Raw genomic sequence first — 22,140 nt, forward strand, 5'->3', positions numbered from 1 at the left:
GATGAGCAAGATCCTGATCCGTGGCGCGAAGGTACTCGGCGGCGAGGCGCAGGACGTCCTGATCGACGGCGAGACCATCGCCGAGGTCGGTACGGGCCTGTCCGCCGAAGGCGCGACCGTCATCGAGGCCGAGGGCAAGGTCCTCCTCCCCGGCCTGGTCGACCTGCACACCCACCTGCGCGAGCCGGGCCGCGAGGACAGCGAGACCGTCCTGACCGGAACCCGCGCCGCGGCCTCCGGCGGCTTCACCGCCGTGTTCGCCATGGCGAACACCTTCCCGGTCGCCGACACCGCCGGCGTCGTCGAGCAGGTCTGGCGCCTCGGCAAGGAGTCCGGCTACTGCGACGTGCAGCCGATCGGCGCCGTCACCGTCGGCCTGGAGGGCAAGCAGCTCTCCGAGCTGGGCGCCATGCACGACTCCGCCGCCCGGGTCACCGTCTTCTCCGACGACGGCAAGTGCGTGGACGACGCCGTGATCATGCGTCGCGCCCTGGAGTACGTGAAGGCCTTCGGCGGCGTCGTGGCCCAGCACGCCCAGGAGCCCCGCCTCACCGAGGGCGCCCAGATGAACGAGGGCGTCGTCTCCGGCGAGCTGGGCCTCGGCGGCTGGCCGGCCGTGGCCGAGGAGTCGATCATCGCCCGCGACGTCCTCCTCGCCGAGCACGTCGGCTCCCGCGTCCACATCTGCCACCTCTCCACCGCCGGCTCCGTCGAGATCGTCCGCTGGGCCAAGTCCCGCGGCATCGACGTCACCGCCGAGGTCACCCCCCACCACCTGCTCCTCACCGAGGAGCTCGTGCGCTCGTACAACGCGGTCTACAAGGTCAACCCGCCGCTGCGCACCGAGGCCGACGTGCTGGCCCTGCGCGAGGCGCTCGCCGACGGCACGATCGACATCGTCGCCACCGACCACGCCCCGCACCCGCACGAGGACAAGGACTGCGAGTGGGCCGCCGCCGCCATGGGCATGGTCGGCCTGGAGACCGCGCTCTCCGTCGTCCAGCAGACGATGGTGGAGACCGGACTGCTCGACTGGGCGGGCGTCGCGGACCGCATGTCCTTCGCCCCGGCGCGCATCGGCGGCCTGGAGAACCACGGCCGTCCCGTCTCGGCAGGTGAACCCGCGAACCTGACCTTGGTGGAGACCTCGTACCGTGGTGTCGTGGACCCCGCACAATTCGCCTCCCGCAGCCGCAACACGCCCTACGAGGGCCGCGAGCTGCCGGGTCGCGTGACACACACCTTCCTGCGGGGCCGGGCAACGGTCGTGGACGGGACGCTGGCGTGACACCTGCAGTAATCCAACTGGCCGCCGAGGCCGAACGGCGATCGGCGGAGGTGACGGACTGGGGCGCGCGCATCGCGTGGGTCGTCGGCCTGCTCATCTTCATCGCGTTCGTGTACTGGCTGATGCGGCAGGGCTGGAAATGGCGCGGCGCCCTGCAGAACGATCTGCCGGAGCTGCCCGCCGCACCCGACGGCCTCCCCGAGCACCGGCTGGCGCTGACCGGCCGGTACCACGGGTCGACCACCGCCGGGCAATGGCTGGACCGGATCGTCGCCCACGGCCTGGGCGTCCGCAGCAGGGTCGAGCTCACGCTCACCGACGCGGGCCTGGACGTGGTCCGACCGGGTGCCACCGACTTCTTCGTACCGGCCGCGCGGCTGCGCGGCGCCCGCCTCGACAAGGGAATCGCGGGCAAGGTACTCACCGAGGGCGGTCTGCTCGTCGTCACATGGGCGCATGGCGACAAGCTGATCGACTCCGGATTCCGCTCCGACCGCGCGGCCGAACACGCCGCCTGGGTCGAAGCGATCAGCACGCTGACAACACAGAACTCATCCATCACGACGGAAGGCGCCGAACGATGACGACCTCCACCAGGGGAGCAGCCAAAGCTCCCGCCGTACTCGTCCTGGAGGACGGCCGGATCTTCCGCGGCCGTGCCTACGGCGCTGTGGGGGAGACCTTCGGCGAGGCCGTGTTCTCCACCGGCATGACCGGCTACCAGGAGACCCTCACCGACCCGTCGTACCACCGGCAGGTCGTCGTCATGACCGCCCCGCACGTGGGCAACACCGGCGTCAACGACGAGGACCCCGAGTCGTCCCGCATCTGGGTCGCCGGGTACGTCGTGCGCGACCCCGCCCGCGTCCCCTCCAACTGGCGCTCCCGGCGCTCGCTGGACGAGGAGCTGGTCCAGCAGGGCGTCGTCGGGATCTCCGGCATCGACACCCGCGCGCTGACCCGCCACCTGCGCGAGCGCGGCGCCATGCGCGTCGGCATCTTCTCCGGCGCGAACTGGGACGGGGTCCGCGACGAGGCCCTGCTCGCCCGCGTCAAGGAAGCCCCGCAGATGAAGGGCGCGAACCTCTCCGCAGAGGTCGCCACCAAGGAGACGTACGTCGTCCCCGCGATCGGCCCCGACGGCGAAGCCGTCCCGATCGGCACCGCGAAGTTCACCGTCGCCGCCGTCGACCTCGGCATCAAGGGCATGACCCCGCACCGGATGGCCCAGCGCGGCATCGAGGTGCACGTGCTCCCCGCCACCGCGACCGTCGAGGACGTCTACGCGGTCGACCCGGACGGCGTGTTCTTCTCCAACGGCCCGGGCGACCCGGCCACCGCCGACGGCCCCGTCGCCGTCATGCGGGGCGTCCTGGAGCGCAAGACGCCGCTCTTCGGCATCTGCTTCGGCAACCAGATCCTGGGCCGCGCGCTCGGCTTCGGCACCTACAAGCTGAAGTACGGCCACCGCGGCATCAACCAGCCGGTGCAGGACCGCACCACCGGCAAGGTCGAGATCACCGCGCACAACCACGGCTTCGCCGTCGACGCGCCCCTCGACAAGATCTCCGAGACCCCCTACGGCCGCGCCGAGGTCTCCCACGTCTGCCTGAACGACCAGGTCGTCGAAGGCCTCCAGCTGCTCGACCAGCCGGCCTTCAGCGTCCAGTACCACCCCGAGGCGGCCGCCGGCCCGCACGACGCCGCGTACCTCTTCGACCGCTTCACGTCTCTGATGGAAACCGCCCAGATGGAGGCCGATCGTGCCTAAGCGCACCGATATCCAGTCCGTCCTGGTCATCGGCTCCGGCCCGATCGTCATCGGCCAGGCCGCCGAGTTCGACTACTCCGGCACCCAGGCCTGCCGCATCCTCAAGGCCGAGGGCCTGCGGGTCATCCTGGTGAACTCCAACCCCGCGACGATCATGACCGACCCGGAGATCGCCGACGCCACGTACGTCGAGCCGATCACCCCGGAGTTCGTCGAGAAGATCATCGCGAAGGAGCGCCCCGACGCGCTGCTCCCGACCCTCGGCGGCCAGACCGCGCTGAACACCGCCATCTCCATGCACGAGCAGGGGGTGCTGGAGAAGTACGGCGTCGAGCTCATCGGCGCCAACGTCGAGGCCATCAACAAGGGCGAGGACCGCGAGCTCTTCAAGGGCGTCGTCGAGGCCGTCAAGGCCAAGATCGGCTACGGCGAGTCCGCCCGCTCCGTCATCTGCCACACCATGGACGACGTCATCGCGGGCGTCGGCATCCTCGGCGGCTACCCCGTCGTCGTGCGCCCCTCCTTCACCATGGGCGGCGCCGGCTCCGGCTTCGCCCACGACGAGGAGGAACTGCGCCGCATCGCCGGACAGGGCCTCACGCTCTCCCCGACCACCGAGGTGCTCCTGGAGGAGTCCATCCTCGGCTGGAAGGAGTACGAGCTGGAGCTGATGCGCGACACCAAGGACAACGTCGTCGTCGTCTGCTCCATCGAGAACTTCGACCCGATGGGCGTCCACACCGGCGACTCGATCACCGTCGCCCCCGCGATGACGCTGACCGACCGCGAGTACCAGCGGCTGCGCGACATCGGCATCGCGATCATCCGCGAGGTCGGCGTCGACACCGGCGGCTGCAACATCCAGTTCGCGATCGACCCGGCCGACGGCCGCGTCATCGTCATCGAGATGAACCCGCGCGTCTCCCGCTCCTCGGCACTCGCGTCGAAGGCCACCGGCTTCCCGATCGCCAAGATCGCCGCCAAGCTCGCCATCGGCTACACGCTGGACGAGGTCCCCAACGACATCACCGAGAAGACGCCGGCCTCCTTCGAGCCGTCCCTCGACTACGTCGTCGTCAAGGCCCCGCGCTTCGCCTTCGAGAAGTTCCCGCTCGCCGACGCCACCCTCACCACCACCATGAAGTCGGTGGGCGAGGCCATGGCCATCGGCCGCAACTTCACCGAGGCCCTCCAGAAGGCCCTGCGCTCCCTGGAGAAGAAGGGCTCGCAGTTCACCTTCGTCGGCCCGGTCGGCGACAAGGACGAGCTGCTCGCCACCGCGGTCCGCCCGACCGACGGCCGCATCAACACCGTCATGCAGGCCATCCGCGCCGGCGCCACCCAGGAGGAGGTCTTCGAGTTCACGAGGATCGACCCCTGGTTCGTCGACCAGCTCTTCCTCATCAAGGAGATCGCGGACGACCTCGCGGCGGCCGAGAAGCTCCACCCCGAGCTGCTCGCCGAGGCCAAGCGCCACGGCTTCTCCGACGCCCAGATCGCCGAGATCCGCGGCCTGCGCGAGGACGTCGTCCGCGAGGTCCGCCACGCCCTGGGCGTCCGCCCGGTCTACAAGACGGTCGACACCTGCGCCGCCGAGTTCGCCGCGAAGACCCCGTACTTCTACTCCTCGTACGACGAGGAGTCCGAGGTCGCCCCGCGCACCAAGCCCGCGGTGATCATCCTGGGCTCCGGCCCGAACCGCATCGGCCAGGGCATCGAGTTCGACTACTCGTGCGTCCACGCCTCCTTCGCGCTGCACGACGCCGGGTACGAGACCGTCATGGTCAACTGCAACCCGGAGACCGTCTCCACGGACTACGACACCTCCGACCGCCTGTACTTCGAGCCGCTGACGCTGGAAGACGTGCTGGAGATCGTCCACGCCGAGTCCCTGGCCGGCCCCATCGCCGGCGTCATCGTCCAGCTCGGCGGCCAGACCCCCCTCGGCCTCGCCCAGGCACTCAAGGACAACGGCGTCCCCGTCGTCGGCACCTCCCCGGAGGCCATCCACGCCGCCGAGGACCGCGGCGCCTTCGGCCGGGTCCTCGACGAGGCCGGACTGCCCGCCCCCAAGCACGGCACCGCCACCACCTTCACCGGTGCGAAGGCCATCGCAGACGAGATCGGCTACCCGGTCCTGGTCCGCCCCTCGTACGTGCTCGGCGGCCGCGGCATGGAGATCGTCTACGACGAGGCCCGGCTGGAGTCCTACATCGCGGAGTCGACCGAGATCTCCCCGACCCGCCCCGTGCTCGTCGACCGCTTCCTCGACGACGCGATCGAGATCGACGTCGACGCCCTCTACGACGGCCACGAGCTCTACCTCGGCGGCGTCATGGAGCACATCGAGGAAGCCGGCATCCACTCCGGCGACTCGGCCTGCGCCCTGCCCCCGATCACGCTGGGCGGCTACGACATCAAGCGCCTGCGCGCCTCCACCGAGGCCATCGCCAAGGGCGTCGGCGTCCGCGGCCTGATCAACATCCAGTTCGCGATGGCCGGCGACATCCTCTACGTCCTGGAGGCCAACCCGCGCGCGTCCCGGACCGTCCCCTTCACCTCGAAGGCGACCGCCGTCCCGCTCGCGAAGGCCGCCGCCCGCATCTCGCTCGGCACCACCATCGCCGAGCTGCGCGCCGAGGGCATGCTGCCGAAGAACGGCGACGGCGGCACCCTGCCGCTCGACGCGCCGATCTCCGTCAAGGAGGCCGTCATGCCGTGGTCGCGCTTCCGCGACATCCACGGCCGCGGCGTCGACACCGTCCTCGGCCCGGAGATGCGCTCCACCGGCGAGGTCATGGGCATCGACTCCGTCTTCGGCACGGCGTACGCCAAGTCGCAGGCCGGCGCCTACGGCCCGCTGCCGACCAAGGGACGCGCGTTCATCTCCGTCGCCAACCGCGACAAGCGCACGATGATCTTCCCGGCCCGCGAGCTCGTCGCCCACGGCTTCGAGCTGATGGCCACCTCGGGCACCGCCGAGGTGCTGCGCCGCAACGGCATCAACGCCACCGTCGTGCGCAAGCTCAGCGAGGGCGAGGGCCCCGACGGCGAGAAGACCATCGTCCAGCTGATCCACGACGGCCAGGTCGACCTGATCGTCAACACCCCGTACGGCACCGGCGGCCGCCTCGACGGCTACGAGATCCGTACGGCCGCCGTGGCGCGCGGCGTCCCGTGCCTGACCACGGTCCAGGCACTCGCCGCGGCCGTCCAGGGCATCGACGCGCTCAACCGCGGCGACGTGGGCGTCCGTTCGCTCCAGGAGCACGCGGAGCAGCTGACCGCGGCCCGCGACTAGCAGCCCGAACAGGGGAGGGGGACACCGGATTCGCGTATGCGACGGGTGTCCCCCTCTTCATGAGCGCAGAGGGATCTTCGAAGCGATGTACAAACTCTTCTTCAACCTGGTCTTCAAGCGGATGGACCCCGAGCAGGCCCACCACGCGGCCTTCCGCTGGATCCGCCTCGCCGCCCGCACCCCGGTCCTGCGGACCTTCGTCGCGGCCTGGCTCGCCCCCCGCCACGAGGCGCTGCGCACCGAGGCCCTGGGCCTGCGGATGCACGGCCCCTTCGGACTCGCGGCCGGCTTCGACAAGAACGCCGTGGCCGTCGACGGCATGGCCATGCTCGGCTTCGACCACGTCGAGATCGGCACGGTCACGGCCGAGGCCCAGCCCGGCAATCCCAGGAAGCGGCTCTTCCGGCTCGTGCCGGACCGCGCGCTGATCAACCGGATGGGCTTCAACAACGAGGGCTCGGCGGCCGTCGCCGAGCGCCTGGCCGCCCGCGAGGCGGTCTTCAGGACGGTCGTCGGCGTCAACATCGGCAAGACGAAGACCGTGCCCGAGGAGGAGGCCGTCGCGGACTACGTGGCCTCCACCGAGCGCCTCGCCCGCCACGCCGACTACCTCGTCGTCAACGTCTCCTCGCCGAACACCCCCGGCCTGCGCAACCTCCAGGCCACCGCGTCGCTGCGCCCCCTGCTGACGGCCGTACGGGAAGCCGCCGACCGGGCCGTCACCGGCCGCCGGGTGCCGCTCCTGGTCAAGATCGCCCCCGACCTCGCGGACGAGGACGTCGACGCGGTCGCCGACCTGGCGCTGGAGCTCGGCCTCGACGGCATCATCGCCACCAACACCACCATCGCGCGGGGCGGCCTCGGCCTGAAGTCCGCGCCGTCCCTGGTCGAGGAGACCGGCGGCCTGTCCGGCGCCCCCGTCAAGGAGCGCTCGCTGGAGGTCCTGCGCCGCCTGTACGCCCGCGTGGGGGACCGCCTCGTCCTGGTCGGCGTCGGCGGCATCGAGAACGCCGAGGACGCCTGGCAGCGGATCCTGGCGGGAGCCACCCTGATCCAGGGCTACAGCGCCTTCATCTACGAGGGCCCCGGCTACGCCCGCGCCATCCACCGCGGCCTGGCCGCGCGCCTGGCCGACAGCCCGTACGCGACGCTCGCCGACGCGGTGGGCGCCGAGACCCGAAAGGCCGCGCTGTGAGCCCCACGACCCCCGTGACCCCCTTCGGCACCCGCCTGCGCGCCGCGATGGACGCCCGCGGCCCGCTGTGCGTCGGCATCGACCCGCACGCCGCCCTGCTGGACTCCTGGGGCCTGGCCGACGACATCGCGGGGCTGGAGACGTTCTCCCGTACGGTCGTGGAGGCGCTGGCCGACTCGGTGGCGGTCTTCAAGCCGCAGGCCGCCTTCTTCGAGCGGTTCGGCTCGCGCGGCGTCGCGGTGCTGGAGCGGACCGTGGCGGACGCCCGGGCGGCGGGCTCGCTGGTCGTGATGGACGCCAAGCGGGGTGACATCGGCTCGACGATGGCGGCGTACGCCTCGGCCTTCCTCGATCCGGCCTCGCCGCTGTTCTCGGACGCGCTCACGGTCTCCCCGTACCTGGGCTACGGCTCGCTGAAGCCGGCCGTGGACCTGGCCCGGGAGTCGGGCGCGGGCCTGTTCGTCCTGGCGCTCACCTCCAACCCGGAGGGCGCGGAGGTCCAGCGGGCCGTACGTGAGGACGGCCGGACGATCGGGGCGACGATGCTGGCGCACCTGGCGGCGGAGAACGCGGGCGCCGAGCCGATGGGCTCCTTCGGAGCGGTCGTCGGCGCCACCCTGGGGGACCTGTCCTCCTTCGACCTGGACATCAACGGGCCGCTGCTGGCCCCCGGCATCGGCGCGCAGGGCGCGACCGCGGCCGACCTGCCGGCGGTCTTCGGGGCGGCCGTGCGCAACGTCGTCCCGAACGTGTCGCGGGGCGTCCTGAAGCACGGCCCCGACGTGGCGGCCCTCCGCACGTCCGCGCGGGGCTTCGCCGAGGAGATCCGCGCGGCCGTCGCCGCGTAGCCGCGTCGCGGGGGCGGCCGGTCCGCCCCGGACGCCCCGCGACGCGCACGCCGGACGGGCCGACGGCCCTCCCGGCCGCCTGACCCGCCCGGACGGCGCCCCGGTGTGACGCGTATCACCGCCACCGGGGGCCACCGGCCCCCGGCCCCCCGGCGGGGCGCGCGCCGCCCCCGGCCGCGGCGCGCCGGATTTCGGCCCCGGGGGAGTGCGGCGGGCGCCGCGGGAGGGCCGTGCTGGTCAGGGATCCGCAAGGGCCACCGCGCCTGCGGGGAGAACCGTGCGCCGCACGTGCCGCGCACCGAAACGGAGCGTTCGAGGCCGCCGCGGGACGTCCGCGTCGAACGGCCTGACGAAATTCGAGCGTCTTCCACCGGACAAAACCGGGGTAGTTTGTCCGTAATGTACGGTTCGGTGGAGGCTGACCAGGACTTTTCGTCCGTTCTCGCTGACGAGAGCGGTCGCGGCCGCTAGTCTCCGAGCAGAGTGAACGAGCAGCGAACGAGTTCCACCGCTGTTCGGGAACTTGCCTGGTGTGGTGCCTTCGGGCTGCCCACCACCGGTCCGTATCCGACAGTTCGACATCCGAGGTGACGTAGGCGTGGCTCTTCCGCCCCTTACCCCTGAACAGCGCGCAGCCGCGCTCGAAAAGGCCGCCGCGGCTCGCCGGGAGCGGGCCGAGGTGAAGAATCGGCTCAAGCACTCCGGCGCCTCGCTCCAAGAGGTCATCAAGACGGGCCAGGAGAACGACGTCATCGGCAAGATGAAGGTCTCCGCCCTGCTGGAGTCGCTCCCTGGCGTGGGCAAGGTGCGCGCCAAGCAGATCATGGAGCGTCTCGGCATCTCCGAATCCCGGCGTGTCCGAGGTCTCGGTTCCAACCAGATCGCCTCTCTGGAGCGTGAGTTCGGCACTCCTGCCGGCTGACGCGTCGCCCGGAGTCGCCCCGGCGTTCTCAGGCAGTCCTGAGAAGCTGGATAATCGCTCTATGGCAGCAGAGGTTCGTCCGCGGCTGACCGTGCTCTCCGGCCCTTCGGGGGTCGGCAAGAGTACGGTCGTCGCGCATATGCGCAAGGTCCACCCAGAGGTCTGGCTCTCGGTGTCGGCCACCACCCGCAAGCCGCGGCCCGGTGAGCGACACGGAGTCCACTACTTCTTCGTCAACGACGACGAGTTCGACAAGCTGATCGCCAACGGCGAGCTGCTGGAGTGGGCCGAATTCGCGGGCAACCGCTACGGCACACCGCGCGGCGCGGTGCTGGAACGCCTGGACAACGGCGAGCCGGTACTGCTGGAGATCGACCTCCAGGGCGCACGGCTCGTCCGCGAGTCCAAGCCCGACGCCCGGCTGGTCTTCCTGGCCCCGCCCAGCTGGGACGAGCTGGTCCGCCGGCTCACCGGCCGGGGCACCGAATCCGCCGAGGTCATCGAGCGCAGGCTCGACAGTGCCAAGATCGAACTGGCTGCCGAGTCCGAGTTCGACACCACCCTGGTCAACACCTCCGTCGAGGACGTGGCTCGCGAGCTGCTAGCCTTGATGGAAGTTGTTTGATCGTTGATCGATTTTTTCGAATCGATCGATGTTTGATCTTTCACCCATCTTCGGAAGGTAGAGCGTGTCCTCTTCCATCACTGCGCCCGAGGGCATCATCAACCCGCCGATCGACGAGCTGCTCGAGGCTACGGACTCGAAGTACAGCCTCGTGATCTACGCGGCCAAGCGCGCGCGTCAGATCAACGCGTACTACTCGCAGCTCGGTGAGGGCCTGCTCGAGTACGTCGGCCCGCTGGTGGACACCCACGTCCACGAGAAGCCGCTTTCGATCGCGCTGCGCGAGATCAACGCGGGTCTGCTGACCTCCGAGGCCATCGAGGCCCCGGCTCAGTAAGGCACCGAGAATTCCTTTCACCACAGGCCCGGCAGACCATCTGCCGGGCCTGTGGTGTGTCATGGGTGGGTACGGCGATCAGCGCCGCGGGCCCCGGACGGGCCGCAGGCGTCGGACGAGTCGAAGGGGAGTACGTGGTGGGTAAGCCGAAGGTCGTGCTGGGAGTCAGCGGCGGCATCGCCGCCTACAAGGCGTGCGAGCTGCTGCGCAGGCTGACCGAGTCCGGGCACGAGGTGCGGGTGGTGCCCACGGCGGCCTCCCTGAACTTCGTCGGCGAGGCCACCTGGGCCGCCCTGTCCGGGAACCCGGCCTCCACGGAGGTCTGGGAGACCGTCCACGAGGTCCCGCACGTGCGCATCGGGCAGTCCGCCGACCTCGTCGTCGTCGCCCCGGCCACCGCCGACATGCTCGCGAAGGCCGCCCACGGCCTGGCCGACGACCTGCTCACGAACACGCTGCTCACCGCCCGCTGCCCGGTGGTCTTCGCACCCGCGATGCACACCGAGATGTGGGAGCACCCCGCCACCCGGGAGAACGTGGCCACCCTGCGGCGGCGCGGAGCCGTCGTCATCGAGCCCGCCGTGGGCCGGCTCACCGGCAAGGACACCGGCAAGGGGCGGCTGCCCGACCCCGAGGAGATCTTCGAGGTCTGCCGGGGCGTCCTGGCCCGCGGGACCGCCGGGCCCGACCTCGCCGGGCGGCACGTGGTGATCAGCGCCGGCGGCACCCGGGAGCCGCTGGACCCGGTCCGCTTCCTCGGCAACCGCTCCTCCGGCAAGCAGGGCTACGCGCTGGCCCGCACCGCCGTCGCGCGCGGTGCCCGGGTCACCCTGGTGTCCGCCAACGCCGCGCTGGCCGACCCGGCCGGCGTGGACGTCGTACGGGTGGGCACGGCGCTGCAGCTGCGGGAGGCCGTGCTCAAGGCGGCCGCGGACGCGGACGCGGTGGTGATGGCCGCCGCCGTGGCCGACTTCCGGCCCGCCGCGTACGCGAGCGGAAAGATCAAGAAGCGGGACGGGCAGGAGCCCGCTCCCGTCGCGCTCGTGCGCAACCCCGACGTGCTGGCCGAGATCTCGGCCGACCGGGCCCGCGAGGGCCAGGTCGTCGTCGGATTCGCCGCGGAGACGGACGACGTCCTGGCCAACGGCCGGGCGAAGCTGCTCCGCAAGGGGTGTGACCTTCTCGTCGTCAACGAGGTCGGAGAGTCCAAGACCTTCGGATCGGAGGAGAACGAGGCCGTCATCCTCGCCTCCGACGGCTCAGAGGTCCACGTGCCCCACGGTCCCAAGGAGGCGCTCTCCGAGGTGATCTGGGACCAGGTGGCCCCCCGGCTGGCCCCCCGACGCGCATGAGCCGATGTCTTCTCCTCGCCACCTCCGTGCGTCAGAATGGAGTGCCGCAGGTCACACCGCTCCCACAAGGCGAGACGGGTGGTCCGGCGTACGGTGGCGACCGATAAACTGCACGCGGAACGTGATCGGGCGCAGCCCCCGATGTGGTTCCGCCAAATGATCAGCCAGCAGCCGCTGCAACCCCCAGGGAGCGATGTGTCCCGCCGCCTGTTTACCTCGGAGTCCGTGACCGAGGGCCACCCCGACAAGATCGCTGACCAGATCAGCGACACGATCCTCGACGCGCTCCTCAGCGAGGACCCGACCTCGCGTGTGGCCGTGGAGACCCTCATCACCACCGGTCTCGTGCACATCGCGGGAGAGGTGACGACGAAGGCCTACGCGCCGATCGCGCAGCTCGTCCGCGAGAAGATCCTCGAGATCGGCTACGACTCCTCGAAGAAGGGCTTCGACGGCGCCTCCTGTGGCGTGTCGGTGTCCATCGGCGCGCAGTCCCCGGACATCGCGCAGGGGGTCGACACCGCCTACGAGACGCGTGTCGAGGGCGACGAGGACGAGCTCGACAAGCAGGGCGCCGGCGACCAGGGCCTGATGTTCGGCTACGCCTGCGACGAGACCCCCGAGCTCATGCCGCTCCCGATCCACCTCGCGCACCGGCTCGCCCGTCGGCTGTCCGAGGTGCGCAAGAACGGGACCATCCCGTACCTGCGTCCCGACGGCAAGACTCAGGTCACCATCGAGTACGACGGGGACAAGGCCGTGCGCCTGGACACCGTCGTCGTGTCCTCGCAGCACGCGTCGGACATCGACCTGGACTCCCTGCTCGCGCCCGACATCCGCGAGTTCGTCGTCGAGCACGTCCTGAACCAGCTGGTCGAGGACGGCATCAAGCTCGACACCGAGGGCTACCGCCTGCTGGTGAACCCGACCGGCCGCTTCGAGATCGGCGGCCCGATGGGCGACGCCGGCCTCACCGGCCGCAAGATCATCATCGACACCTACGGCGGCATGGCCCGCCACGGCGGTGGCGCCTTCTCCGGCAAGGACCCGTCCAAGGTCGACCGCTCCGCCGCCTACGCGATGCGCTGGGTCGCGAAGAACGTCGTCGCCGCCGGTCTGGCCTCGCGCTGCGAGGTCCAGGTCGCGTACGCGATCGGCAAGGCCGAGCCCGTGGGCCTCTTCGTCGAGACCTTCGGCACCGCCAAGGTGGACGTCCAGAAGATCGAGGACGCGATCGGCGAGGTCTTCGACCTCCGCCCGGCCGCGATCATCCGCGACCTGGACCTGCTGCGGCCGATCTACGCCCAGACCGCCGCCTACGGCCACTTCGGCCGCGAGCTGCCGGACTTCACCTGGGAGCGCACCGACCGCGTGGACGCGCTGCGCGCGGCCGCCGGTCTGTAGGACCGCCCGCCGAACGGCCCCGGACCACCAGGCACCTGGTCCGGGGCCGTTCGCGCGTCCGGCCGATCCGTCCGCTGTCACAGGGGTTTGGTAAGAATGCGGGTGTGAGCAGCGCGAACGATTCCCCGCCGGAGCAGCTCGCGCTGATCCGGGAGATGGTTGCCGAGGCGAAGGCCAAGGCGCCCAAGGCGAAGCCCCGGACCTGGCGCGGGGCCGCCCTCGCCGAGGAGCTGCCCGTCGCGCGCGTCCTCGTCAACAAGGGCGTGCTCCACCTCGACCAGCTCTGGGACTACGCCGTCCCGGCCGAGCTCTCCGAGGCCGCGCAGCCCGGTGTCCGCGTCCGGGTCCGCTTCGGGGCCGGGTCGCACCAGGTGCGGGGCGGGCGCCGCGAGGGCGGCGGCCTCATCGACGGGTTCGTCGTCGAGCGCCGCGCCGAGTCCGACTACGACGGGGCGCTGGCCGCCCTGGCCCACGTGGTCTCTCCCGAGGTCGTGCTCGGCCCCCCGATGCTGGCACTGGCCCGCGCCGTCGCCGACCGGTACGCCGGCAGCCTCGCCGACGTCCTCCAGCTCGCCCTGCCCCCGCGCAACGCCCGTGCCGAGGCCAAGCCCTCGCCCGAGCCGCTGCCCCCGCCCGCCGTGCCCGACCCCGGGGGCTGGGAGCGGTACGGCTCCGGTCCCGCCTTCCTGCGGGCCCTGGCCACCGGCGGCACCCCGCGCGCCGTGTGGACCGCCCTGCCGGGCCCCGGCTGGGCCGACGAACTCGCCCGGGCCGTGGCCGCCACCCTCGCCTCCGGCCGCGGGGCCCTCGCCGTCGTACCCGACGGGCGGACCGCCGCCCGGGTCGACGCCGCGCTGACCGCGCTCCTCGGCGAGGGACGGCACGCCCTGCTCACCGCCGAGTCCGGGCCCGAGAAGCGCTACCGCCAGTGGCTCGCGGTCTCCCGCGGCTCCGTGCGGGCCGTCGTCGGCACCCGGGCGGCGATGTTCGCACCCGTACGGGACCTCGGACTCGTCGCCGTCTGGGACGACGGGGACTCCAGCCACAGCGACGACAACGCCCCCTTCCCGCACGTCCGGGAGGTGCTGGAGCTGCGCTCGGTCACCGACGGCTGCGCCTTCCTGGCCGGCAGCACCAGCTGCACCGTGGAGGCCGCCCAGCTCGTCGAGTCGGGCTGGGCGCGGCCGCTCGTCGCGACCCGCGAGACGGTGCGCGCGTACGCCCCCCGGATCCGCACCGTGGGCGACGAACTACTGGCCCGCGACGGGGCGGCCCGCGCCGCGCGGCTGCCGAGCCTGGCGTGGGAGACCGTACGGGAGGGGCTCAAGACCGGGCCCGTCCTGGTCCAGGTGCCGCGCCGGGGCTACGTGCCCCGGCTGGCGTGCGAGCGGTGCCGCACCCCGGCCCGCTGCACGGTCTGCGCGGGGCCGCTGGAGGCGCCCGACGCGCGGGACCTCCAGTGCGGCTGGTGCGGGCGCGGCGAGCCCTCGTGGCACTGCGAGGAGTGCGGGTCGTTCCGCCTGCGGGCCCAGGTGGTGGGGGCCCGGCGGACCGCCGAGGAACTGGGGCGGGCCTTCCCGGCCGTGCCCGTACGGACGTCCGGGCGCGACCACGTCCTGGATGAGGTGCCGGACGGGCCCGCGCTGGTGGTGTGCACCCCTGGGGCCGAGCCGGTCGCGGCGGGCGCCGGGTACGCGGCGGCGCTGCTGCTGGACGGCTGGGCGATGCTGGGCCGGCCCGACCTGCGGGCGGGGGAGGACGCGCTGCGGCGGTGGATCGCGGCCGCGTCGCTGGTACGGGCGGAGGGGCAGGTCGTGGTGGTCGCCGAGCCGACGCTGCGGCCGGTCCAGGCGCTGGTGCGGTGGGACCCGGTGGGCCACGCCGTACGGGAACTGGCCGAGCGGGCCCAGCTGGGCTTCCCCCCGGTGTCCCGGATGGCGGCGGTGGCGGGGCGCGGCGAGGCGGTGGAAGCCTTCCTGGCCGGAGCCGGACTCCCGGCCGACGCCGAGATCCTGGGCCCGGTACCGCTCCCCGGCCGGCGCGGGGCGCCCTCCGCTGGGGAACGGGCGCTGGTGCGGGTCCCGCCGGGCAGCGGCGCCGCCCTGGCCGCCGCGCTGAAGGCGGCGCAGGCCGCGCGGATGGCGCGGGGGGTTCCGGCGGCGGAGGCGGTCCGGGTCCGGATCGACCCGCCGGACATCGGCTGACCGGTCGTGTGCGTCGCGGGCAGCCGGACGCCCCCGGTGGGGCGACCGTACGGGGTCGTCCGCCGGGGGCGGGGGCGCGTGCGCGGGGCGGGAGCGGCCGGGCCGTCGGGGGTCGGCGACCCGGCGGCGGACGCTCCCGGTCAACCGTTGCGCGGGCCGGGGAAGGCCGGCGGACGGGGTGCGCCCGCCACGGCCGGGGACTCCTCGCGCAAGGGCTGCGGGGGCAGCGAGCGGGCCGCCGGGACGGTCGGCAGCGGGCCCAGGGTCCGGGTGGTGGTCGTCGCCTCGGCCAGCGGCTCCGCGGACTCGGCGCTCTGCGCCCGCCGGGCGCCGTACCGGCGGTGCACGGCCTGCTTGGTGACGCCGAGCGCCGAACCGACCGCGTCCCACGAGAAGCCGAGCGAGCGGTCGAAGTCCACCGCGGCGGTGACCAGCGTCTCTACGCTGTCCCGGAGCTCCTGCGCGAGACGGACGGTGGGCGCGGGCGCCCGTCCGTAGACGACGAAGCCCGTGGAGGGACCAGAGCGGCGCGGGCGGTACACATTGCCGAGCTGGGCGGTGAGCGTGCGCAGGGCATCCACCTGCCGGCGAACCCGCTCGATGTCCCGCACCAGCAGGTGCAGGCTGGCCCGGGCTTGGGCGTCGTGGGTGGCGTGGTCGGCCATGAAGAAGCCTCTCGAACCGGTGCTGAAGGGCGGATCGGGCCGCAGACACCATTCACGACGCGGCCCGTTTTGGTCAATCTCCTTTGACCAACGCGTCACCCGGCGCCCAGGTCACGCTGTGGGGGCGTGTCGGCATATGCGAGAGGCGCGCGCGTGTGCGTACGCCCCCTCGCGACCACCGGTGGGCCGCGGGGGACCGGGACCATAGACTGGTGCGCTGCTGACAGCCGAGATAGCGAGGTAGGACCCCAGTGAAGCTCGTCTTCGCAGGCACCCCCGAGGTCGCCGTGCCCGCCCTGGACGCCCTCATCGCCTCCGGGCGGCACGAGGTCGCCGCCGTCGTCACCCGGCCCGACGCACCGGCCGGCCGCGGCCGGCGCCTCGTCGCCAGCCCGGTCGCCGAACGCGCCGAGGAGGCGGGCATCGAGGTCCTCAAGCCCGTCCGGCCGCGCGACCCCGACTTCCAGGCCCGGCTGCGCGAGATCGCCCCCGACTGCTGCCCCGTCGTCGCCTACGGGGCGCTGATCCCCAAGAGCGCCCTCGACATCCCCCGGCTCGGGTGGGTCAACCTGCACTTCTCGCTGCTGCCGGCCTGGCGCGGAGCCGCCCCCGTCCAGCACTCGATCATGGCCGGCGACCAGGTCACCGGCGCCTCCACCTTCCAGATCGAGGAAGGCCTGGACTCCGGCCCCGTCTACGGGATCCTGACCGAGGAGATCCGCCCCACCGACACCAGCGGTGACCTGCTGACCCGGCTGGCGTTCGCCGGATCCGGGCTGCTGTCCGCCACCATGGACGGCATCGAGGACGGCACCCTGCGCGCCGTCGCGCAGCCCCTGGACGGGCTCTCGCTCGCCCCCAAGATCACGGTGGAGGACGCCCGGATCGACTGGAAGGCCCCGGCGATGCGCGCCGACCGCGTGGTGCGCGGCTGCACGCCGGCCCCGGGCGCGTGGACCGTCTTCCGCGGGGAGCGGCTCAAGCTGATCTCGGTCGGACTCGTGCCCGACCGGACCGACCTGGAGCCCGGCGTCCTGGCCCCGGCCAAGAACAACGTCCACGTGGGCACCGGATCGCACGCCGTCGAGCTGCTGTGGGTGCAGCCGCAGGGCAAGAAGCCCATGCGCGGCGCCGACTGGGCGCGCGGGGCGCGCATCGCCCCCGGGGAGCGTCTCGTGCCGTGACCGGAGGCCACAGCACCGGGCGGCGGCGACGTAGGCTGATCCGAGGACGCGCGGCCGCGCGGGCCCGTCCCGCGCCCCGCTCGTCTCCGCGCGCGGGCCCACCACTCGCCCGTACGCGCCCGCACCCCTCGCCGTACCCGTAGCACTCGTACATCCGGAGCACCTTTCACGTGAGCGAACAGCCCCGCAGTCGTCCCGCCGCCGCAGGCGCGGGAGACAAGCCGGCCAAGTCGGCCAAGCCGCACCGCAGGCCCAAGAAGGACCCCGTCCGGATGCTGGCCTTCCAGGTGCTCAGGGCGGTGGACGAGCGCGACGCGTACGCCAACCTCGTACTGCCCCCGCTGCTGCGCAAGGCCCGCCAGGACGAGAGCTTCCAGGCCCGGGACGCGGCACTGGCCACCGAGCTGGTCTACGGCACGCTGCGCCGGCAGGGCACGTACGACGCCGTCATCAAGGCGTGCATCGACCGGCCGCTGCGGGAGGTGGACCCGCCGGTCCTCGACGTGCTGTCGCTCGGCGCGCACCAGCTGCTGGGCACCCGCATCCCGACGCACGCCGCGGTCTCGGCGAGCGTGGAGCTGGCCCGGGTGGTGCTCGGCGACGGGCGCGCCAAGTTCGTGAACGCCGTGCTGCGCAAGATCTCCGCCCACGACATGGACGGCTGGCTGGAGCGGGTCGCCCCGCCGTACGAGGACGACGCCGAGGAGCACCTCGCGGTCTACCACTCGCACCCGCGCTGGGTCGTCAGCGCCCTGTGGGACTCCCTCGGCGGCGGCCGCGCCGGCATCGAGGACCTGCTGGAGGCCGACAACGAACGGCCCGAGGTGACGCTCGTCGCCCGGCCCGGGCGGTCCACCCCGGAAGAGCTGCTGGAGGCGGTCGGCGAGGACTCGGCGCTGCCGGGCCGCTGGTCGCCGTACGCCGTCCGGATGGCCGAGGGTGGTGAGCCGGGCGCGCTGGAAGCGGTGCGCGACGGCCGCGCCGGAGTCCAGGACGAGGGCAGCCAGCTCGTGGCCATGGCCCTCGCGGCGGCGCCGGTCGAGGGCCGCGACGAGCGCTGGCTCGACGGCTGCGCGGGCCCCGGCGGCAAGGCGGCCCTGCTCGCGGCGCTGGCCGCGCGGCGGGGAGCGTTCCTGCTGGCCTCCGAGAAGCAGCCGCACCGGGCGCGCCTGGTGGAGAAGGCGCTGGCCGGCAACCCCGGCCCGTACCAGGTCATCACGGCGGACGGGACCCGCCCGCCGTGGCGGCCGGGCTCCTTCGACCGGGTCCTGATGGACGTCCCCTGCACGGGCCTGGGCGCGCTGCGCCGCCGCCCGGAGGCGCGCTGGCGCCGCCGCCCGGAGGACCTGGAGGGCTTCGCGCCGCTCCAGCGCGGGCTGCTGAGGGAGGCCCTGTCGGCGGTCCGGGTGGGCGGGATCGTGGGCTACGCGACGTGCTCCCCGCACCTGGCGGAGACCCGGGTGGTCGTGGACGACGTACTGAAGGGCCGGGGCGCGGGCAACGAGCCGGTGGCGGCCGAACTGATCGACGCCCGTCCGTACATGGCGGGCGTACCGGCCCTCGGGGACGGACCGGACGTCCAGCTGTGGCCGCACCTGCACGGGACGGACGCGATGTACCTGGCGCTGCTGAGGCGCACGGCGTAGCGGGCGGGACGGCTCGGCGAGGGGCTCGGGCGGGCGCGAAATCCGGTCGGATGATCCGCATGATCGTTTGATCGGAGTCGCGGCCGTCCCGACTTCCGGGGTCATGGCCGGAACGAGCCGGGGGCATGGCACGCTTGGGGCATGGCCCCTCAGATCAATCCCAGCATCCTGTCCGCCGACTTCGCCCGCCTCGCCGAGGAGGCCAGGGCCGTCGAGGGCGCCGACTGGCTGCATGTCGACGTCATGGACAACCACTTCGTCCCGAACCTGACACTCGGCGTGCCGATCGTCGAGTCGCTCAGCCGCGCCACGGACATCCCGCTGGACCTCCACCTGATGATCGAGGACCCCGACCGCTGGGCCCCGCAATACGTCGAGGCGGGGGCCGGATCGGTCACCTTCCACGCCGAGGCCGCGGCCGCGCCCGTACGGCTGGCGCGGGAGATCCGGGCCAAGGGGGCGCGGGCCTCGATGGCGCTCAAGCCCGCGACGCCGATCGAGCCGTACGAGGACCTCCTCCCCGAGCTCGACATGCTGCTGATCATGACGGTCGAGCCCGGCTTCGGCGGCCAGTCCTTCCTCGACATCATGCTGCCCAAGATCCGCCGGACCCGGGAGCTGATCGCCAAGCACGGCCTGGAGCTGTGGCTCCAGGTCGACGGCGGGGTCTCGGCCTCGACCATCGAACGCTGCGCCGAGGCCGGAGCCGACGTGTTCGTGGCGGGCAGCGCGGTCTACGGGGCGGCCGATCCGGCCGCCGCGGTGCGTACGCTGCGCGAGCAGGCGGGCGCGGCGATCGCCGCGGCGCCGTGGGCTTGCGACCACTGAGGCGAGCGTTGGTGGACAGCTCGGTGAACGACAGCCGTCCAGGCTGATCAACGGCCGCCGGATCTGACAGGATGAACGGCGAGTCGAGAGTGTGAACACGAGAGTGTGAACAGCAGTGAGGAGAACGCGGTGTCTGCAATGTCGGCGGGACGGTCAGCCCTGCGGATGGGACCCGCGGAGCTGGTGCAGGCGGCGGCCATGGCGCGCCGCTTCTACCTGGAGGGCAAGTCCAAGATCCAGATCGCCGAGGAGTTCGGCGTGAGCCGCTTCAAGGTGGCCCGGGTCCTGGAGACCGCCCTCGAACGGGACCTCGTGCGCATCGAGATCCGGGTGCCGGCCGAGCTGGACGCGGAGCGATCCGACGCGCTGCGCGCCCGGTACGGGCTACGGCACGCGGTGGTCGTGGAGTCGCCGGCCGACGCGACCGAGGACGCGCCCGACCCGGAGAACCTGGGGGCGGTCGCCGCCGACCTGCTGGGCGAGCTGGTCAACGAGGGCGACGTACTGGGCCTGGCGTGGGGCCGGTCGACCATCCACATGGCGGCGTCCCTGCACCGGCTGCCCCCCTGCACCGTGGTGCAGCTGACGGGCGTGTACGACGCAGGCACCGCGGAACGCGGCTCGGTGGAGGCCGTGCGCCGGGCCGCCCAGGTCTCGGGCGGGGACGCCCACCCCATCTACGCGCCCATGCTGCTGCCCGATCCGGCGACCGCGGCGGCACTGCGCGGCCAGACCGGGATCGCGCGCGCCTTCGAATACTTCGACAAGGTGACCGTCGCGGCCGTCTCCATCGGCTCGTGGGAGCCGGGGATCTCGACCGTCCACGACATGCTCAGCGACGAGGAGCGGGCCCACTACGCCTCGCTGGGCGTCGCGGCGGAGATGTCCGCCCACCTCTTCGACGCCGAGGGCCGGCGCGTCGGACGCGACCTCGGCGAGCGGTGCATCACCGTCGAGGCGGACCGGCTGCGGCGGATCCCCGAGGTCGTGGCGATCGCGGGCGGGCTGCGGAAGGCCTCCGCGATCGGGGCGGTGCTGCGGTCGGGCCTGGTGACCAGCCTGGTCACGGACACGGCGGTCGCGGACTACCTGCTGACCGAGTCCCAGCCGGGCCTGCGTCCGGCGCTGGAACGCGCCGACCCGGACGACTAGCGGGACCTGCCCGGACGACCGGCGGAAGCCGACCCGGACGACCTGCGGGAGCGGCCCGTCCGGCCGGTTCCGCGGCCGTGTCGCGGCCTCCCCCGAGGCGGATGGTGCCGGAATTGAGATCCGAACGGCGGACCGCGCGGCGGCCTGCTGGGCGCATACTGGTTCCAATGACAAAGTCTGCAGTACCTCGCCGCCATTTGCCGTCCAGCCCGTTCAAGGCCCCCGTGGAACCGCCGCTCCGGCAGTTCAGCGTCGGCGACCGGGTCACTCACGATGAGCACGGCCTCGGCCGTGTCGTCGGAATCGAGGAGGGGATCGCCGTTCTGGTCGACTTCGGGTCGGTCCAGAAACGAATCCTGAGTCCGTACACCAAGATGGCCGCGCTCTGAGGCCACCGGACGATTCGCGAGCGAATCGGATATTTGGCACGATCGGCGCATGATCTTCAGGAACGTGCCCCGATCGTTGCTGCGTTTCCTCGGGGCCCTGTTCCTCTGCGCCGTGCTGGTCGGTGCGGCGGGCTGCGGCGGGTCGAAACCCGCGCCTGCCGCCGCCAGCACCAGCGCCGGTTCCGGCACGAGCACCGGTGCGAGTACCGCCTCCGGTGACGTGCCCGGTGGCGCGTCCAGCGCCGCCGCCCCCGGATGGGCGAAGGGGATGGCGACCGTACGCGCCGGTGCGCTGCCCCGGGAGGCCCGGGACGTGCTCGCGCTCATCGACGAGGGCGGGCCGTACCCCCACCGCCAGGACGGGACCGTCTTCGGGAACTTCGAGAAGGTCCTGCCCCGGCAGAAGCGCGGCTACTACCACGAGTTCACCGTGCGGACGCCGGGCGAGCGGGACCGTGGGGCGCGGCGGATCGTGACGGGCGAGGGCGGGGAGTTCTTCTACACGGACGACCACTACGAGACCTTCAAGGCGGTTCTCCGATGACCCTGGACCCGCAGCCGCTGGGCCCCGCACTCGCCGCCGCGGAGGAGGCGGGCTGGACGACCGTACGCCTCGACCTGGACGGCGTACGGACCAAGGCGGGGCTGATGCGGCGGGCCGGGGACGCGCTGGACGTGCCGGAGTGGTTCGGGGGGAACTGGGACGCGCTCGCTGACGCCCTGCGGGACCTGTCGTGGCTGCCGGACGCCAAGGGGCGGCTGCTGGCGGTGACCTCCTGGCGGTCGTTCGCCGCGGCGCGGCCGGCCGACTGGGAGACGCTGCGGGAGGTCCTGGAGGAGGCGGTCGACTTCTGGCGGGAGCGGCCCGAGGCGCGGGACGCGCCGCCGCTGACGGTGCTGCTGGCCGAGCCGGCCGCCCCGCGGGTCCGGGGGCGGCGCCGGAGCGGCTGAGGGCGCGTATGCACGGTCGTCCGGCGGCCTTACCCGTGCCCGAGAGGGATCGAGCGCGGCGGTGGAGGCCTTCGCGTC

20 protein-coding genes are annotated in these 22,140 nt (G+C 72.7%); 19 read left to right on the forward strand and 1 reads right to left on the reverse strand.

The window, feature by feature from the left end; genetic code table 11:
* Window position 1: 1 nt before the first annotated feature.
* From OTB16_RS24360 to OTB16_RS24415, 12 genes are all read left to right on the forward strand, one after another.
* Window positions 2-1,288, forward strand: coding sequence for a dihydroorotase (locus tag OTB16_RS24360; RefSeq protein WP_267722876.1), 1,287 nt, complete (start codon window positions 2-4; stop codon window positions 1,286-1,288).
* Window positions 1,285-1,872: a PH-like domain-containing protein gene (locus tag OTB16_RS24365; RefSeq protein WP_267722877.1), complete on the forward strand. Its 588-nt coding sequence runs from the start codon at window positions 1,285-1,287 to the stop codon at window positions 1,870-1,872. The genes OTB16_RS24360 and OTB16_RS24365 overlap by 4 nt, the downstream gene beginning before the upstream one ends.
* Window positions 1,869-3,059: a glutamine-hydrolyzing carbamoyl-phosphate synthase small subunit gene (carA, locus tag OTB16_RS24370; protein WP_267722878.1), complete on the forward strand. Its 1,191-nt coding sequence runs from the start codon at window positions 1,869-1,871 to the stop codon at window positions 3,057-3,059. Before OTB16_RS24365 ends, carA begins: the two co-directional genes overlap by 4 nt.
* Window positions 3,052-6,360, forward strand: coding sequence for a carbamoyl-phosphate synthase large subunit (gene carB / locus OTB16_RS24375; RefSeq protein WP_267722879.1), 3,309 nt, complete (start codon window positions 3,052-3,054; stop codon window positions 6,358-6,360). The genes carA and carB overlap by 8 nt, the downstream gene beginning before the upstream one ends.
* A gap of 85 nt (window positions 6,361-6,445) precedes the next feature.
* The gene (locus tag OTB16_RS24380) at window positions 6,446-7,555 is read left to right on the forward strand and encodes a quinone-dependent dihydroorotate dehydrogenase (protein WP_267722880.1); all 1,110 of its coding nucleotides are present in this window, start codon (window positions 6,446-6,448) and stop codon (window positions 7,553-7,555) included.
* Window positions 7,552-8,403 carry an orotidine-5'-phosphate decarboxylase gene (gene pyrF, locus OTB16_RS24385; RefSeq protein WP_267722881.1) on the forward strand — a complete coding sequence of 284 codons (852 nt, stop codon included), beginning with the start codon at window positions 7,552-7,554 and terminating at the stop codon, window positions 8,401-8,403. Before OTB16_RS24380 ends, pyrF begins: the two co-directional genes overlap by 4 nt.
* A gap of 598 nt (window positions 8,404-9,001) precedes the next feature.
* Complete coding sequence (locus OTB16_RS24390) at window positions 9,002-9,325, forward strand: integration host factor (RefSeq protein WP_008740406.1); 324 nt, start codon at window positions 9,002-9,004, stop codon at window positions 9,323-9,325.
* Between the two features lie 61 nt (window positions 9,326-9,386).
* Window positions 9,387-9,950, forward strand: coding sequence for a guanylate kinase (gene gmk, locus OTB16_RS24395; protein ID WP_267722883.1), 564 nt, complete (start codon window positions 9,387-9,389; stop codon window positions 9,948-9,950).
* A gap of 64 nt (window positions 9,951-10,014) precedes the next feature.
* Window positions 10,015-10,287: a DNA-directed RNA polymerase subunit omega gene (gene rpoZ / locus OTB16_RS24400; RefSeq protein ID WP_004948662.1), complete on the forward strand. Its 273-nt coding sequence runs from the start codon at window positions 10,015-10,017 to the stop codon at window positions 10,285-10,287.
* A gap of 137 nt (window positions 10,288-10,424) precedes the next feature.
* A complete protein-coding gene (coaBC, locus tag OTB16_RS24405; protein WP_267722887.1) occupies window positions 10,425-11,639 on the forward strand; it encodes a bifunctional phosphopantothenoylcysteine decarboxylase/phosphopantothenate--cysteine ligase CoaBC in 1,215 nt (404 codons plus the stop codon).
* A 195-nt stretch (window positions 11,640-11,834) separates the two neighbouring features.
* Entirely contained in the window at window positions 11,835-13,043 is a 1,209-nt protein-coding gene (gene metK, locus OTB16_RS24410) for a methionine adenosyltransferase (protein ID WP_267722889.1), read from the forward strand.
* Between the two features lie 104 nt (window positions 13,044-13,147).
* Window positions 13,148-15,247, forward strand: a complete 2,100-nt coding sequence (locus OTB16_RS24415; RefSeq protein WP_267722890.1) for a primosomal protein N' — start codon at window positions 13,148-13,150, stop codon at window positions 15,245-15,247.
* Between the two features lie 140 nt (window positions 15,248-15,387).
* Here OTB16_RS24415 and OTB16_RS24420 read toward each other — a convergent pair whose 3' ends face one another.
* The gene (locus OTB16_RS24420; protein WP_267722892.1) at window positions 15,388-15,912 is read right to left on the reverse strand and encodes a hypothetical protein; all 525 of its coding nucleotides are present in this window, start codon (window positions 15,910-15,912) and stop codon (window positions 15,388-15,390) included.
* A gap of 251 nt (window positions 15,913-16,163) precedes the next feature.
* Here OTB16_RS24420 and fmt point away from each other — a divergent pair, with 251 nt between their 5' ends.
* The 7 genes from fmt (at window position 16,164) to OTB16_RS24455 (ending at window position 22,062) form a co-directional block, all read left to right on the forward strand.
* Complete coding sequence (gene fmt, locus OTB16_RS24425) at window positions 16,164-17,096, forward strand: methionyl-tRNA formyltransferase (RefSeq protein WP_267722894.1); 933 nt, start codon at window positions 16,164-16,166, stop codon at window positions 17,094-17,096.
* 170 nt (window positions 17,097-17,266) lie between these two features.
* Complete coding sequence (locus tag OTB16_RS24430; RefSeq protein ID WP_267722895.1) at window positions 17,267-18,742, forward strand: RsmB/NOP family class I SAM-dependent RNA methyltransferase; 1,476 nt, start codon at window positions 17,267-17,269, stop codon at window positions 18,740-18,742.
* A 141-nt stretch (window positions 18,743-18,883) separates the two neighbouring features.
* Window positions 18,884-19,570: a ribulose-phosphate 3-epimerase gene (gene rpe / locus OTB16_RS24435; protein ID WP_267722897.1), complete on the forward strand. Its 687-nt coding sequence runs from the start codon at window positions 18,884-18,886 to the stop codon at window positions 19,568-19,570.
* A 138-nt stretch (window positions 19,571-19,708) separates the two neighbouring features.
* Complete coding sequence (locus OTB16_RS24440; protein ID WP_136211161.1) at window positions 19,709-20,722, forward strand: sugar-binding transcriptional regulator; 1,014 nt, start codon at window positions 19,709-19,711, stop codon at window positions 20,720-20,722.
* A gap of 167 nt (window positions 20,723-20,889) precedes the next feature.
* Window positions 20,890-21,111 carry a CarD family transcriptional regulator gene (locus OTB16_RS24445; protein ID WP_031145007.1) on the forward strand — a complete coding sequence of 74 codons (222 nt, stop codon included), beginning with the start codon at window positions 20,890-20,892 and terminating at the stop codon, window positions 21,109-21,111.
* 49 nt (window positions 21,112-21,160) lie between these two features.
* The gene (locus tag OTB16_RS24450; RefSeq protein ID WP_267722898.1) at window positions 21,161-21,655 is read left to right on the forward strand and encodes a guanyl-specific ribonuclease; all 495 of its coding nucleotides are present in this window, start codon (window positions 21,161-21,163) and stop codon (window positions 21,653-21,655) included.
* Window positions 21,652-22,062 carry a barstar family protein gene (locus tag OTB16_RS24455; protein WP_267722899.1) on the forward strand — a complete coding sequence of 137 codons (411 nt, stop codon included), beginning with the start codon at window positions 21,652-21,654 and terminating at the stop codon, window positions 22,060-22,062. The genes OTB16_RS24450 and OTB16_RS24455 overlap by 4 nt, the downstream gene beginning before the upstream one ends.
* Window positions 22,063-22,140: the final 78 nt, after the last annotated feature.

This window comes from Streptomyces antarcticus (assembly GCF_026627255.1).
GTDB lineage: Bacteria > Actinomycetota > Actinomycetes > Streptomycetales > Streptomycetaceae > Streptomyces > Streptomyces antarcticus.

What these genes read in the sequence shown, in the direction of transcription:
- OTB16_RS24455 (WP_267722899.1), top strand. Translation starts at nt 21,652, where the DNA reads ATGACCCTGGACCCGCAGCCGCTGGGCCCCGCACTCGCCGCCGCGGAG.
- gmk (WP_267722883.1), top strand. Translation starts at nt 9,387, where the DNA reads ATGGCAGCAGAGGTTCGTCCGCGGCTGACCGTGCTCTCCGGCCCTTCG.
- OTB16_RS24450 (WP_267722898.1), top strand. Translation starts at nt 21,161, where the DNA reads ATGATCTTCAGGAACGTGCCCCGATCGTTGCTGCGTTTCCTCGGGGCC.
- rpe (WP_267722897.1), top strand. Translation starts at nt 18,884, where the DNA reads ATGGCCCCTCAGATCAATCCCAGCATCCTGTCCGCCGACTTCGCCCGC.
- OTB16_RS24420 (WP_267722892.1), bottom strand. Translation starts at nt 15,912, where the DNA reads ATGGCCGACCACGCCACCCACGACGCCCAAGCCCGGGCCAGCCTGCAC.
- carA (WP_267722878.1), top strand. Translation starts at nt 1,869, where the DNA reads ATGACGACCTCCACCAGGGGAGCAGCCAAAGCTCCCGCCGTACTCGTC.
- OTB16_RS24445 (WP_031145007.1), top strand. Translation starts at nt 20,890, where the DNA reads ATGACAAAGTCTGCAGTACCTCGCCGCCATTTGCCGTCCAGCCCGTTC.
- OTB16_RS24360 (WP_267722876.1), top strand. Translation starts at nt 2, where the DNA reads ATGAGCAAGATCCTGATCCGTGGCGCGAAGGTACTCGGCGGCGAGGCG.
- OTB16_RS24440 (WP_136211161.1), top strand. Translation starts at nt 19,709, where the DNA reads ATGTCGGCGGGACGGTCAGCCCTGCGGATGGGACCCGCGGAGCTGGTG.
- OTB16_RS24380 (WP_267722880.1), top strand. Translation starts at nt 6,446, where the DNA reads ATGTACAAACTCTTCTTCAACCTGGTCTTCAAGCGGATGGACCCCGAG.